This is a genomic window from Streptomyces sp. NPDC041713 (genome assembly GCF_055591085.1).
Genome location: NZ_JBVIZY010000012.1, coordinates 44,855 through 58,128 on the forward strand (window position 1 = coordinate 44,855; position 13,274 = coordinate 58,128).

The following is a 13,274-nucleotide window of genomic DNA, read 5'->3' on the forward strand; positions in this document are numbered from 1 at the left end:
CACGGCCGCCCTACACGGCCGCGTCCGGGCCGATCCTGCTGCGCACCGCGCTCTGTACGTCGTCCTCTTCGGCGGGGTCGGCGGCGAGCCGCCTGAGCCGGTTGACCACCCGGGCGTCACCGGTCTCGGCGTGCCGTGCGGCGACCTCGCGGGTGGACTCCTCGCAGTCCCACAGGCACTCGACGGCGAAGCCGGCGGCGAAGGAGGGGTCGGTGGCGGCCAGCGCGCGGGCGGCGCGGCCGCGGAGATGGGAGGAGGCGGTCTCGCGGTAGACGTGGCGCAGCACGGGGGCGGCACAGGCGATGCCGAGGCGTCCCGCGCCGTCCACGAGGGTCCACAGCGTCGGCGCGTCGGGGCCCTCGCCCCGGACGGCCTCGCGGAGCGCGGCGAGGACGAGCTTGCTGTCCTGCGCGCCGCCCCGGCAGGCGAGCATCCGGCCGGCGGCGGCGCCGAGCGCGTCGGGCCTGAGGGCCCAGCGTCGGGCGCGTTCCACGGCGGCGACGCTGCGCATCCGTTCGAAGGCGCCGGTCGCGGCGTCCACCACGACCTGGGAGGGGTCCTGCGCGGCGTACTCGATGAGGTCGAGCACGGCGGGGTCGTGGGTGTCGGCGAGGTAGCGCAGGGCGGTGCCGCGCGCTCCGTCCGAGCCGCTGCGGGCGGCCTCGATGATCTCGGGGCGGTCCTCGGGGCCCGCGACCGCGGTCAGGCAGCGGGCGGCGGGCACGTACAGCACGGCGCCCCGCTCCAGGCCTTCCTGCGCCCAGTCGAAGACGGCCTGGACGCTCCAGCCGGGGCGCGGCCCGGAGGGCCGCATCTGGCGCTGCCAGCGGTCGAAGGAGCCCTGTTCCCGCGCGGCGCGCACGCGGCCGCCGACATCGGCGCGGGGGTCCTCTTCCCACAGGCGCCAGGGCCGCGGTTCGTAGGCGTCGCGGACGGCGGCGGCCAGCTCGGCCTCGCCCTCGGCGTCGGGGGTGAACCGGGCGAGCACGGGGCCGGCGAGGGCGCGCAGGCCCGCGTCGTCGTCGCGCAGCGCCAGCTCGTCCAGGGCCCACGCCCAGTTGGAGCCGAACGCCGCGTACCTGCGCAGCAGCTCCAGGGCGTCCTGCCTGCCGTACGAGGCGAGGTGCCCGAGGACGGCCAGGGCGAGGCCGGTGCGCGACTCGTCCGTGGTGAGGACGTCCTCGGCGTCGAAGAGGTGGCGCTCGATCTCGCCGAGCCCGCCGTGCAGGTCGAGGTAGAGCCGGGCGTAGTACAGCGAGCGGTTCTCCACCTGCCAGTCGTGGCGGGGATCGTGGAGCACGCAGTGGTCGAGGGCGGCGAGCGCCTCGGAGCGCGGGGCGGTGAGCGCGTGCAGCGTGCCGTCGCCGCGGCCCCTCTGCAGCAGGCCGAGCAGCGTACCGCTGGGCGCTATGACCGGATCGAACATGGGAAACAGCCTCACATCAAGCGTCGACGCAACCGGGAATCACGCATTACCTGGCCGTGCGCCAACACGTCGGGCCGCCCGCCGTCATTTGCTTGTCGAAGACCATCTTCCTCTGCCTCTCGTCCATGGCCCAGGGGTTCCCGGACGGGAGGTCCGGGGGCGGGCCGCTCACGGTCCGCGCGGTGCGGCGAAACCTGCCCCGCCGTCGCGTCCGTGAATCACGTCGTCATGATGACCCGGCGGTCAGCTCCGCCGCGACCACATTTCCAGCGCCCCCGTTGCTGCTGGTCAGGTACCCCCTCTAGGCGGCACCGAACAGCTGAAGCAGATCCACCTTCCCGAACATCCGTGCGGTGTCAATGGCCGACGGCATGCCCGCCGCCGGATCCGCGCCGCCCGCCAAGAGCGCCCGGACCACCTCGTCCTCGCCCTTGAAGACGGCACCGGCGAGCGGCGTCTGCCCGCGGTCGTTGGCGCGGTTGGTGTCGGCGCCGCGCTCCACCAGGACGCGGACGGCGTCCGCGTGCCCGTGGTAGGCCGCCAGCATCACCAGCGAGTCGCCGCTGTCGTTCGTGAGGTTCGCCGGGACACCCGCGTCGACGTACGCAGCGAGCGTCGGGGCATCGCCCTGACGTGCCAGATCGAAGATCTTGGTCGCCAGCTCCACGACCTCCGGGTCGGGGGCTTCGCTCATGGGGGCGTCCGCCTTTCTGGGTGCGCTGCCGGTGCAGCCGTACGAGTGAATCGACAGGGTACTGCCCCCGCGGGCACATGACGCGGCCCACCCGAGGCAATGATCACGGCGGGGTGGGCGGGCCGCACGAACCAGCTCCCGCATGGCCCGACAGGGCTCCGCCATTCGGGGGAAATCCTCGATAATTAACCCATTTGCACCTTTAATCGTATGGATACATGCTGTGAACCTGGAAGAACTCATGGTGACTGTCCCCACCAACCAGGAGAACCGTCATGATTCTTTCCATCTCGGGCGTCGTGCTGCTCGGAATCATCGTCTTCCTCTTCTTCCGCAAGGACGGACTCAAGGCGTCCCACGCCGTGGTCTGCGCCCTCTTCGGCTTCTTCATGGCGGGCACCGCCATCGCCCCGAGCATCAAGGCGGGCAGCGCGAGCCTGGCGAGCCTCCTGGGCGGGATCAAGTTCTGACGTCCCCGCCGTTCGTACGCACCTCCAGGAGACTGACGTGGCCAGGCGCCCCCTCCCCCGCATTCTGAGCACCGGTACCGCATCCCTCGCCCGGAGCCGGGAGCTGGCACGGTCGGCAGCCGACAACGCCACCGACGTACTCCACCCGCTGATCACGATCACCCGCGGACTGCGCCGGCTGGCTGCCGCCGGACGGCGCAGGTGGGCCGACACTCCCAAGGACAAGCGAGGACCGCTGCTGTTCATGGCGGCCTCCGTGATCCTGGTCGTGGCCCTCGTCCCCTACGGGCCGCTGCTCGCCGCCATCTGCCTGATGGCGGCCGCCGCGTGGACGGGCCGTGAGCGCTCCGCCCCGGAGCCGACCGGTCCCGACGAGTCGCAGACGCAGCGGCTGCAGTCCCTCTACGAAGCGCTCGTCCCGTACTTCTCGGTCCCCGAGGACCCCGCCCCACTCTTCGCGCACGGCGGGGAGTGGGACAAGGCCCTCACCGACCACGAGTTCGACGACACCGGGCGCATCTCCCGGCTCGTCGTGCACTACCCCGCGTACTTCACGGACGGCGAACCCGACGCCCGCGCGCGGATCGAGCAGTTGCTGCACGCCAAGTCGGGCCGCGGCCGCGAGTACCACTTCGCGTGGGACGAGGAGGGCAACGAGCTCACCGTCTCGGTGCTCGCCCCCCTGCCCACCGACATCGCCGCCCAGCGCTTCGTCACCGCGCCCGGCGAGACCGTCCTGGGCTTCACCGACGAGACCGGCGTCCAGCGCACCCTCCCGGTGACCGACGGCACCGACGGCGCGGAGCCGCGCGACGTGCCCCCCGTCGTCTGGCGCACCGGCATCCGCTCCACCGAGCCCCATCTGCTCGTCGCGGGCCAGCCGGGCAGCGGCACGACGACGCTGCTGCGCTCCATCGCGCTGCAGGCCCTGCAGTACGGCGACATCCTCATCGTCGAGGGCAGCGGCACCGGCGACTACGCCTGTCTGACCGGCCGCGGCGGGGTCCTCGCCGTCGAGTGCGGGCTCACCGGCGCCCTGGCCAGCCTGGAGTGGGCGGCGCACGAGACCGAGCGCCGGCTGATCTCGGCGAACCGGGCCCGGCAGGCGGGCCACCCACCGCCCGAGGACACCAAGCGCCCCCTGTGGATCTTCCTCGACCGCCCCAGCGCCCTCGGCCACCTCGCCGCGGCCGACGGGCGCCGTGACCCGCAGACACTGCTGCAGGTTCCGCTGCGGCACGGCAGGGCGGCCAATGTGACCGTCGTGGTCGCCGATCAGCTGGACACCCTGGACTCGCTGAGCGACGCCGTGCACCAGCACACCCGCGCGCGCGTGCTGCTCGGGCCCGCCACGATCGACCAGCTGGAGGAGGTCCTCGGGGTGCCGCCGCACACGACGGTCACCCAGGACGTGCCGCCCGGCCGGGGCTACGCCCGCCTCGGCACCGGCCCGGTGCACCGTCTCCAGGTGCCGGCGACCCCCGACCCGTACGACGAGGCGACCAGTGAGGCGCACCGCCGCGCGGTTCTCGACCTGCTGCCGGACCGGATCACTGCGCCGGACACCTCGGAGCCCACGGCGGACGCCGCCGTCGAATCCGGCCGGGTGGACACCACTGTGGCCGACACCATCCCCGCGGCCACCGAGGCCGATTCGGTCCGCCTGGAGCCCGCCCCCGAGACCGCGGGAGCGCAGCCGGTCCCCGCCGAGAGCTGAGGGCAGGGCGGCCGGCAGCGCGGCGGCGCCGCGCTTCGTCAGGCGACGAACGGGTGCGCGGCCTGCGCGCCCGTGCCGGCCCCCGTCTCCACGAGGCGGGCCGCCGCGGCGAGCCGCACCGCCGCCTCCTCGGCCACCGCTCCCCCGACGGTGAACGGCAGCCGCACATACCCCTCGAAGGCCCCGTCGACGCCGAACCGCGGCCCCGACGGCACCCGCACCCCGACGCGTTCCCCCACCTCGGCGAGCCGGGACCCCGAGAGGCCCCCGGTCCGCACCCACAGAGTGAGCCCGCCGCGCGGCACCTCGAACTCCCAGTCGGGCAGCTCCCTGCGGACGGCCGCGACCAGCGCGTCCCGGTTCTCCCTGGCCTGCTCCCTGCGCACGTCCACGGCGGCCTGCCAGCCACCGGTGTTCAGGAGCCAGTTCACGGCCAGCTGTTCGAGCACCGGGGTGCCGAGGTCGGCGTACGCGCGCGCGGCGACCAGACTGCGGATCACATCGGGGGCGGCCCGCACCCAGCCGATGCGCATGCCCGCCCAGAAGGCCTTGCTGGCCGAGCCGACGGTGACGACGGTGGATCCCGCGGGGTCGAAGCCGCACACGGGCCGGGGCATGGCGAGGTCGGCGTCGAGCCCGAGCTCGCTCATCGTCTCGTCGACGACGAGGACCGTGCCCGCCGAGCGGGCCGCCTCGACGAGCTGCCTGCGCTGGTCCTCGTCGGCGAGCGCGCCCGTCGGGTTGTGGAAGTCCGCGACGACGTACGCCAGCCGGGGCGCGGCGTCGCGCAGCACCTGGCGCCAACGGTCCATGTCCCAGCCCCGCAGGCCCTCGGCCATCGCGACGGGAACCAGCCGGGCGCCCGCCTCGCGCATCAGCTGGAGGATGTTGGCGTACGAGGGGGACTCCACGGCGATGCGTTCGCCCCGGCCCGCGAAGAGGTGGCAGATCGCGTCGATGGCGCCCATCGCGCCGGTGGTCACCATGATCTGTTCGGGCATGGTGGGGATGCCGCGCGCGGTGTAGCGCTCGGCGAGCATCTCGCGCAGGGCGGGCAGGCCCGCGGGATAGTCGCCGTGTGTGTGGGCGTACGGCGGCAGGGCTTCGAGGGCGCCCTGGACGGAACGGGTGAGCCAGGGCTCGGGGGCCGGCAGCGCCGCGCAGCCCAGGTCGATCATGGAGCCGAGTGCCTCGGGCGGCAGCGGTTCGAGCCCGCGCGCGGGCAGCGGGTTGCCTGCCGGTACGGCGGTCCAGCTGCCCGCGCCCCTGCGGGACTCCAGGAACCCCTCGGTGCGCAGCGCCTCGTAGGCGGCGGCGACGGTGGTGCGGCTGACGGCGAGGGCGAGGGCGAGCTCGCGCTCGGCGGGCAGGCGGGCGGCGACCGGGACCCGGCCCTCCAGCACGAGCAGCCGGATGCCGTCGGCGAGGGCGCGGTAGGCGGGCGGGCGGCGGGTGCCGGTGCCCGCGGGGCGGTCCTGCTGTGAGGCGAGAAGACGGGCGAGCTGCGTCGAACCCATCGCCGAAGTCCACTGGGCCACGATTACCGGTCCACCTTCCCTGAATTGGCCATGGTTGGCCACGCCGTGCACGCCACAGAGTGTCACGCACCAGGCCACTACCACCACAGCAGGGGGCACCACTTGTCCAGGACGACACCCGAGACGCCACGGCGGCGCCTCCATCGGCACCTGCCCCGCAGGCTGGTACAGCTGTACGCGGGCCTCACTCTGTACGGCGTGAGCTCCGCGCTCCTGGTGGTCTCGGGCCTCGGCCTGGAGCCGTGGAACGTGCTGCATCAGGGGCTCGCGGAGCTCAGCGGCCTGTCGATCGGCGCCGTCTCCATCATCGTGGGCGCCGCGGTCCTGCTGCTGTGGATCCCGCTCAGGCAGCGCCCGGGGCTCGGCACGGTCTCGAACGTCTTCGTCGTCGGCCTCGCCATGGACGCCGCGCTCGCGCTGCTCCCCGACGCGCACGGCCTGCTCGCACGGGTCCCCCTCATGGTGGCCGGGATCCTCCTGAACGGCGCGGCCACCGGCCTCTACATCGCGGCCGTCTTCGGCCCCGGCCCCCGCGACGGCCTCATGACGGGCCTGCACCAGCGCACCGGCCGCTCCGTGCGGTTGATGCGGACCCTCATCGAAGTCGTGGTGGTCGCCACCGGATTCGTGCTCGGCGGCACCGTGGGCATCGGCACCGTCGTCTACGCCCTGGCCATCGGCCCGCTGGCCCAGCTCTTCCTGCGGCTCTTCGCCCTGCCCGCGCCCGAAGCCGCCGCCGCACCCGCCACCGGCACCGCCACCGTCGTGGCCTCCGGCGGACCCTCGGAGCAGGCGATACTTCAGCGGTGACCCTCCCCGTACGCCACCCCTATCTCGACCACCCCGGCCCCCTCGCCCTCGCCCACCGCGGCGGCGCGGCGGACGGTCTGGAGAACACCGCCGCGGCCTTCCGGCGCGCCGTCGGCCTCGGCTACCGCTACATCGAGACCGATGTGCACGCCACGGCCGACGGCCGCCTCGTCGCCTTCCACGACGCGACGCTGGACCGCGTGACGGACGCGGCGGGACGCATCGTCGACCTGCCGTGGAGCAAGGTGCGCCGCGCGCGCGTGGCGGGCAGCGAACCGGTGCCGCTCTTCGACGAGCTCCTGGAGGCGTTCCCCGAGGTGCGCTGGAACGTGGACGTCAAGGCGGAGCCCGCGCTCCGGCCGCTGCTCGACCTGATCCGCCGCACCGACGCCTGGGACCGCGTCTGCGTCGGTTCGTTCTCCGAGGCCCGGGTGGCCAGGGCCCAGCGGCTCGCGGGCCCGCGCCTGGCCACCTCGCTGGGCACGCGGGGTGTGGCGGCGCTGCGGCTGCGCTCCTACGGCGGTCCCGCCGCCCTGCGCCGCTCCGCGGTCTGCGCCCAGGTGCCCGAGAAGCACGGCAGGCTCCGCGTGGTCGACCGCCGCTTCGTACGCGCGGCCCACGCGCGCGGGCTGCAGGTCCACGTCTGGACCGTCAACGACGCCGAGCGGATGAGCGCTCTCCTCGACCTCGGCGTGGATGGCATAGTTTCCGATCACATCGAGACGCTGCGCGGGGTGCTGAAGGACCGGGGGACCTGGGTCTGACGGCCTGGGACGGCGTCGCACCACGGGGAACAGCGAGGTCACGGGTGGGCACCGACACCCTGAAGGCGGCGGCCGACGACACGGCCGCCGCGCGACGGCACGAGCAGCGGGGCTGGTACTTCTACGACTGGGCGTGCTCGGTCTACTCGACGAGCGTCCTGACCGTGTTCCTCGGGCCCTATCTCACGGAGATCGCCAAGACGGCCGCGGACCCGGACGGCTATGTGCACCCGCTGGGCATCTCGGTCCGCGCCGGTTCCTTCTTCGCGTACACGGTGTCCGTGTCCGTGATCCTGTCGGTCTTCGTGATGCCGCTCGCGGCGGCGGCCGCCGACCGCTCGGGCCGCAAGAAGCCGCTCCTCGCGGTCTCCGCGTACCTGGGGGCGGCCGCGACGGCGGGCATGTTCTTCCTGTCCGGCGACCGCTATCTCCTCGGCGGCCTGCTGCTGATCGTCGCCAACGCCTCGCTCGCCGTGTCGATGGTGCTCTACAACTCCTATCTGCCGCAGATCGCTCCCCCTCACGAGCGCGACGCGGTCTCCTCGCGCGGCTGGGCCTTCGGCTACGCGGCCGGCGCGCTCGTCCTGGTCCTGAACCTCGTCCTCTTCCTCGCCCACGACAGCTTCGGCGTCTCGGAGGCGACCGCGGTCCGCATCTGTCTGGCCTCGGCGGGCGTGTGGTGGGGCGCCTTCACCCTCGTACCCCTGAAGCGGCTGCGGGACCGGGGGACGCCGCCGTCGGCGGACGCGGCTGCGCGCGGGGGCGGGCGGCAGATGCGGGAGACGCTGCGGGACATGCGCCGCCATCCGCACACGCTGGCGTTCCTGCTGGCGTACCTCCTCTACAACGACGGGGTCCAGACGGTGATCTCGCAGGCCTCCGTCTACGGCTCCGAGGAGCTGGGGCTCGGCCAGTCCACGCTGATCGTCGCGGTGCTGCTCGTCCAGCTGCTCGCCGTCGCCGGCGCGCTCGCCATGGGGCGGCTCGCCCGGACGTACGGGGCCCGGCGGGTGGTACTCGGCTCGCTGGTGGCCTGGGCGGTCACGATCGGGGCCGGCTACTTCCTGCCCGCGGGCGCACCCGCCTGGTTCTTCGTGCTGGCCGCGGGCATCGGCCTGGTGCTCGGCGGCACGCAGGCGCTCTCCCGTTCGCTCTTCTCGCACATGGTGCCGAGCGGCAAGGAGGCCGAGTACTTCTCCGCGTACGAGATCAGCGACCGGGGCATGGCCTGGCTCGGACCGTTGATCTTCGGCCTGACCTATCAGCTCACCGGGAGCTACCGGGACGCGATCGTCTCGCTCGTCGCGTTCTTTTTGGTGGGTTTCATCCTGCTTTTGCGGGTACCTGTACGAAGCGCGGTGCGCGACGCGGGCAATCCCGTACCCGATCGGATTTAGCAACTGAGGCCAAAGGCCGGTAGTGTACGCGTTTGGCCTGCCAGGCGGACCGTTACTGCGAGCTGAAGAATCAGAACCGCTGGGTGACATCTGCTACTAGATGTGACAAACCGGGCGCTGGTGGGTACAACAAGGGGCGGCATACGACGGCGACGCATGACCCTGAACGGGAATCTTTACCGCCGACCGGACGTTGACCGGATGACGACGACAGCGACACCTGTCCTGTGGGCGACAAGCCCGGGAGGCACGATTCATGAGTGAGCGAGCTCTTCGCGGCACGCGTCTCGTGGTGACAAGCTACGAGACCGACCGCGGCATCGACCTGGCTCCGCGCCAGGCCGTGGAGTACGCATGCCAGAACGGACATCGTTTCGAGATGCCGTTCTCGGTCGAGGCGGAGATCCCGCCGGAGTGGGAGTGCAAGGTCTGCGGGGCCCAGGCACTCCTGGTAGACGGCGACGGACCTGAGGAGAAGAAGGGCAAGCCGGCGCGTACGCACTGGGACATGCTCATGGAGCGCCGTACCCGAGAGGAACTCGAAGAGGTCCTGGAGGAGCGTCTCGCGGTCCTCCGGTCGGGCGCCATGAACATCGCGGTGCACCCGCGGGACAGCCGGAAGTCCGCCTGACGGCGACCTTCCGCGCTCACCCGCACCGCACGACGCAGCACAGAGGGCCGGGGCCACTGCTCAGCAGTGGCCCCGGCCCTTTGCGTGTCCGTCCGCACCCCTGTGCGGTTTTCGTCGCGTTTCGTCGCGCGCTGGCCCCCGCGGACTCAGCGGGGCAGCTGCGGGTCGTCCGGGCGCGGGGTGTGCGGTGCGTCGTCCCTGATGACCTCGCCCGGGACGACCTTGCCGTCGGGGCGGTGCATGCGCGCCTGCTGGTAGGCGTCCCCGAGGCCGCCCGGCGTCGCCTCGCGCACCTTGCGCTCGAAGGTCCGCTCCGCGTACCGCCCCAGGGCCTTCTGGACCGGCGGGACGAGCAGGAGCAGGCCCAGGGCGTCCGAGATCAGCCCGGGCAGGATGATCAGGAGCCCGCCCAGCATCGTCAGGGCGCCGCCGCCCCCGCTCTCCCGCTCCGGCGTCACACCGCTCTGCTGCTGTTGCACCGCCTCCTGGAGCTTGCGGAAGGCACGGCGGCCCGCACGCTTGATCACCGCGGATCCGAGCACCAGGCCGCCCACCAGGAGCAGGAAGACCACGAGCCCGCTCGTGGCGCCCGCCACGACGGTGAGCAGCCAGACTTCCAGGACCAGCCACGCGGCGATGCCCAGCGGCAGATACCTGAGGGGGCCGGAGCGCCGGGGCCGGGCGGGGCGGAGGAGCGTTGCGCCGTTCGTCATGGTCCCAGTGTGCCTGGACGCGCCTCAGTCCGGCATAAGGGGATGATCAAGACGGCCGCCGGACGGCGCCGCCCGGGATCGCCGCCCGGCGCAAAGGCGTAACGCCCTCGGCCCGGCTCAGGGTTGCTTGCGCCCCATGACCTTGCCGACGCGCTCCCCCACACCCCAGGCGGTGACCCGCCACAGCGCCTCGACGACGATGTTCTGGCTCATCTTGCTGTCCCCGAGCTCGCGCTCGACGAAGGTGATGGGCACCTCGACGACGTGGTAGCCCGCCTTGACCGCGCGGCGCGCCAGGTCGACCTGGAAGCAGTAGCCCTGCGACTCCACCTCGCCGAGGCCGAGGCCTTCGAGGGTCTCGCGGCGGAAGGCGCGGTAACCGCCCGTCACGTCGCGGATCGGCACGTCGAGCAGCAGCCGGGAGTACGTGCTGCCGCCGCGGGAGATGAACTCGCGGTGCTTGGGCCAGTTGACGACCCGTCCGCCCGGCACCCAGCGCGAACCGAGCACGAGGTCGGCGCCCTTCAGCGCGGTGAGCAGCCGGGGCAGCTCCTCCGGCTGGTGGGAGCCGTCGGCGTCCATCTCGACGAGCACGCCGTAGCCCTGCTCGAGGCCCCAGCGGAAGCCCGCGAGGTAGGCGGCGCCGAGCCCTTCCTTGCCCTTGCGGTGCAGCACGTGGACGTGGTCGTCGCCGGCCGCGAGCTCATCGGCGATCTTGCCGGTGCCGTCGGGGCTGTTGTCGTCGGCGACCAGGATGTGCGCGTCCGGTACGGAGGCCCGCACCCGGCCGACGATGGACTGGATGTTCTCCGCCTCGTCGTAGGTCGGAATGATCACCAAGGCCGTGCCGAGCGAGCCGAACTGCCTCCCCTGGTCCCCTGCTTCGGAGACCCGACCGCCGTCGTTCACTACTGCCCCTTCGTTCGTACGCAGAGGACCACCATAGTGGCCCCGGCCTGCGGTGCAGCGGCGGCACGGAGGTCAGGGGCGGATGTACCGGCCAGGTACCGCCCGCCGGCCCGCCGGGCGGCGGGGACGTCGGGCGTACCGGACGTACTGCGGATCGGGGCCCGGCACCCTTCGGGCCGACCTGGGACCCGCTGGCTGCGGGTCGACCGAGAGCCGTTGTCTACTGAGCGTCCGGGCCCCACCCGGGTCACACCTGCCGATCGGCTGATACGTTCCCTCGCCTCCGCGTCGCGGGCGCTGGACCTGGCTCCCAGTGGTGGTGCGCCGGTGCGGCACACCACCCGTGACCCAGCGACGTTCGACGACCGCGTGGAGGTTCGCCTCTCGGACGTCCTGTGGTGGACCCGGCCGAACCTACCGGCCCACGGCGGCTCTCTGTCAATACCCCGCTGAGCTGCGGCTCCTTCACGGACCGCCAGGTCAGTGCCGAGGATTCCCAGGTCGTACGAGCCCGTGACCGGCCGCGATCCGCGCCGCGCACCGCCGGTACATCACTCTTGTGGCCGCACGAACACCGACCGGCCGCCCACCACCGTCCGCAGGCAGACGGGGAGTTCGGCGCCCGGCGACAGGTCGGGCAGGCCCGGCGTGCCGGAGCGCGGGTCGGTCGACCAGCGGGCCACGCGGTCGTCCGGGGCCTGGACCACCAGATCGGAGGTGCGCCACACGGCGTAGTCCGCGGGCGCGCCCGGCACCAGGACGCCGGCGTCGTCGCGGCCGACGGCCCGCCAGCCGCCGCGGGTGTGGGCGGTGAACGCGGCGCGCACGGAGACCCGGTGCTCCGGGGTCCGGTGGAAGGCGGCCGCGCGGACGGTGCCCCAGGGGTCGAGCGGGGTGACGGGGCTGTCGGAGCCGAAGGCGAGGGGCACGCCGGTGCGCAGCAGGGCCGCGAACGGGTTGAGGGTGCGGGCGCGTTCGGCGCCCAGGCGCTGGACGTACATGCCGTCCTCGCCGCCCCACAGCGCGTCGAAGGCGGGCTGCACGGAGGCGGTGAGGCCGAACTCGGCGAAGGCGGCGATGGTTTCGGGGGTGAGCATCTCGGCGTGCTCGACGCGGTGGCGCGCGGCGCGGACGCGGGCCGGGCCGACCTTCTCGGCGGCTTGGCGCATCCCGTCGGCCACGGAGGCCACCGCGGCGTCCCCGATGGCGTGGAAGCCCGCCTGGAGGCCCGCCTCCGTGCACGCCACGACGTGCGCGGCGACGGCGGCGGCGTCCAGGTGGGCGGTGCCGGTGTGCGCGGCGTCCGCGTACGGCTCGTGCAGGCAGGCGGTGTGCGAGCCGAGGGCGCCGTCGACGAAGAGGTCCCCGGCGGCGCCGGCCGCGCCGAGCTCCCTGGCCCGCTCGACATTCTGTTCGGCCCAGTAGCCGACGACGCGCGGCCCCGGCTCCTCGGCGGCGAGCCGCAGCAGCCCGGTGAAGTCGTCCTCGTCGGAGATCTCCGGGCCCGCGCACTCGTGCACCGAGCCGATGCCGAGCGAGGCGGCGTGCCCGAGCGCGGCGCGCTGGGCCTCGGTGCGCTGCAGCGGGGTGATCGCGGCGAGGGCGGCGGCGCGCACCCCGTGGTGGGCGTCGGCCGTCAGTGGGGCGTTGGGGTGGTAGCCGGCGCGCTCGGTGACGCCGGGGACCAGGTCGAGGAGGGCGGTGGTGACGACCGCCGAGTGGACGTCGATGCGGGAGAGGTACAGCGGACGGCCGCCGGTCGCCTCGTCGAGCTCGGCGCGCGTGGGCGGGCGGCCGTCGGCCCAGCGGGAGGCGTCCCAGCCGTGCCCCAGCAGGACGGTGTCGTGCGGGCGCGCGTGTGCGTGTTCGCGGACGAGAACGAGCGCGTCGGCGAGGGAACGGGCCCCGGTCAGGTCGAGGCCGGTCAGCGCGAGGCCGGTGGCCGTCGTGTGCACGTGGGCGTCCGTGAACGCCGGGGTGACCAGTGCCCCTTCCAGGTCGACGATCTCGTCGACGCCGTCGGTGAAGGCGTCCGCCGCGCCCTCGGAGCCGACCCAGGCGACATGGCCGCGTTCGACGACCATCGCGGTCGCGAACGGGTCGGCGGGGCTGTGGATGTCGCCGCCGCGCAGCAGCACGGTGCGGTGGCTCGGCGGATCCTGCGGGGTCTTCCCGGGGGCGGTGCTCTGGCTCATGGGACCAGTC

At 73.3% G+C, this 13,274-nt stretch carries 12 protein-coding genes; 6 read left to right on the forward strand and 6 right to left on the reverse strand.

The window, feature by feature from the left end; genetic code table 11:
• Positions 1 to 10 precede the first annotated feature (10 nt).
• Both ACZ6CV_RS29875 and ACZ6CV_RS29880 read right to left on the reverse strand, forming a co-directional pair.
• Positions 11 to 1,426: a HEAT repeat domain-containing protein gene (locus ACZ6CV_RS29875; protein ID WP_469254027.1), complete on the reverse strand. Its 1,416-nt coding sequence runs from the start codon at positions 1,424 to 1,426 to the stop codon at positions 11 to 13.
• 301 nt (positions 1,427 to 1,727) lie between these two features.
• Positions 1,728 to 2,120, reverse strand: coding sequence for an ankyrin repeat domain-containing protein (locus ACZ6CV_RS29880; RefSeq protein WP_469254029.1), 393 nt, complete (start codon positions 2,118 to 2,120; stop codon positions 1,728 to 1,730).
• Positions 2,121 to 2,395: 275 nt separating this feature from the next.
• On the opposite strand from ACZ6CV_RS29880, the gene ACZ6CV_RS29885 reads away from it, so the two are divergent.
• Complete coding sequence (locus ACZ6CV_RS29885; protein ID WP_160503705.1) at positions 2,396 to 2,590, forward strand: hypothetical protein; 195 nt, start codon at positions 2,396 to 2,398, stop codon at positions 2,588 to 2,590.
• 37 nt (positions 2,591 to 2,627) lie between these two features.
• Positions 2,628 to 4,307, forward strand: a complete 1,680-nt coding sequence (locus ACZ6CV_RS29890) for a hypothetical protein (RefSeq protein ID WP_469254031.1) — start codon at positions 2,628 to 2,630, stop codon at positions 4,305 to 4,307.
• A gap of 38 nt (positions 4,308 to 4,345) precedes the next feature.
• On the opposite strand, the gene ACZ6CV_RS29895 is transcribed toward ACZ6CV_RS29890, so the two are convergent.
• On the reverse strand, positions 4,346 to 5,845 hold the full coding sequence (locus tag ACZ6CV_RS29895) for an SCO1417 family PLP biosynthesis transcription factor (RefSeq protein WP_469254033.1): 1,500 nt from the start codon (positions 5,843 to 5,845) through the stop codon (positions 4,346 to 4,348).
• A gap of 102 nt (positions 5,846 to 5,947) precedes the next feature.
• Between ACZ6CV_RS29895 and yczE the strand changes: the two genes are divergently transcribed.
• The 4 genes from yczE to ACZ6CV_RS29915 all read left to right on the forward strand — a co-directional run bounded on the left by yczE (position 5,948) and on the right by ACZ6CV_RS29915 (position 9,447).
• Positions 5,948 to 6,655 carry a membrane protein YczE gene (yczE, locus tag ACZ6CV_RS29900; protein WP_469254038.1) on the forward strand — a complete coding sequence of 236 codons (708 nt, stop codon included), beginning with the start codon at positions 5,948 to 5,950 and terminating at the stop codon, positions 6,653 to 6,655.
• Positions 6,652 to 7,419 (forward strand): glycerophosphodiester phosphodiesterase, encoded by a 768-nt coding sequence (locus ACZ6CV_RS29905; protein WP_469254043.1) that lies wholly within the window; start codon positions 6,652 to 6,654, stop codon positions 7,417 to 7,419. Before yczE ends, ACZ6CV_RS29905 begins: the two co-directional genes overlap by 4 nt.
• A 44-nt stretch (positions 7,420 to 7,463) precedes the next feature.
• Positions 7,464 to 8,816 (forward strand): MFS transporter, encoded by a 1,353-nt coding sequence (locus ACZ6CV_RS29910; protein WP_469254045.1) that lies wholly within the window; start codon positions 7,464 to 7,466, stop codon positions 8,814 to 8,816.
• Positions 8,817 to 9,072: 256 nt separating this feature from the next.
• On the forward strand, positions 9,073 to 9,447 hold the full coding sequence (locus ACZ6CV_RS29915) for an RNA polymerase-binding protein RbpA (RefSeq protein ID WP_030360404.1): 375 nt from the start codon (positions 9,073 to 9,075) through the stop codon (positions 9,445 to 9,447).
• Positions 9,448 to 9,593: 146 nt separating this feature from the next.
• Here the strand turns inward: ACZ6CV_RS29915 and fxsA are convergent, their stop codons facing one another.
• From fxsA to ACZ6CV_RS29930, 3 genes are all read right to left on the reverse strand, one after another.
• Complete coding sequence (gene fxsA, locus ACZ6CV_RS29920; protein ID WP_469254047.1) at positions 9,594 to 10,160, reverse strand: FxsA family membrane protein; 567 nt, start codon at positions 10,158 to 10,160, stop codon at positions 9,594 to 9,596.
• Positions 10,161 to 10,277: 117 nt separating this feature from the next.
• The gene (locus ACZ6CV_RS29925) at positions 10,278 to 11,093 is read right to left on the reverse strand and encodes a polyprenol monophosphomannose synthase (RefSeq protein ID WP_469254203.1); all 816 of its coding nucleotides are present in this window, start codon (positions 11,091 to 11,093) and stop codon (positions 10,278 to 10,280) included.
• Positions 11,094 to 11,620: 527 nt separating this feature from the next.
• Positions 11,621 to 13,264, reverse strand: a complete 1,644-nt coding sequence (locus ACZ6CV_RS29930) for an amidohydrolase (RefSeq protein ID WP_469254049.1) — start codon at positions 13,262 to 13,264, stop codon at positions 11,621 to 11,623.
• Between the last annotated feature and the right edge of the window lie 10 nt (positions 13,265 to 13,274).

Excerpts from the sequence above, each read along its gene's own strand:
- ACZ6CV_RS29875 (WP_469254027.1), bottom strand. The coding sequence starts at position 1,426 with ATGTTCGATCCGGTCATAGCGCCCAGCGGTACGCTGCTCGGCCTGCTG.
- ACZ6CV_RS29880 (WP_469254029.1), bottom strand. The coding sequence starts at position 2,120 with ATGAGCGAAGCCCCCGACCCGGAGGTCGTGGAGCTGGCGACCAAGATC.
- ACZ6CV_RS29885 (WP_160503705.1), top strand. The coding sequence starts at position 2,396 with ATGATTCTTTCCATCTCGGGCGTCGTGCTGCTCGGAATCATCGTCTTC.
- ACZ6CV_RS29915 (WP_030360404.1), top strand. The coding sequence starts at position 9,073 with ATGAGTGAGCGAGCTCTTCGCGGCACGCGTCTCGTGGTGACAAGCTAC.
- fxsA (WP_469254047.1), bottom strand. The coding sequence starts at position 10,160 with ATGACGAACGGCGCAACGCTCCTCCGCCCCGCCCGGCCCCGGCGCTCC.
- ACZ6CV_RS29930 (WP_469254049.1), bottom strand. The coding sequence starts at position 13,264 with ATGAGCCAGAGCACCGCCCCCGGGAAGACCCCGCAGGATCCGCCGAGC.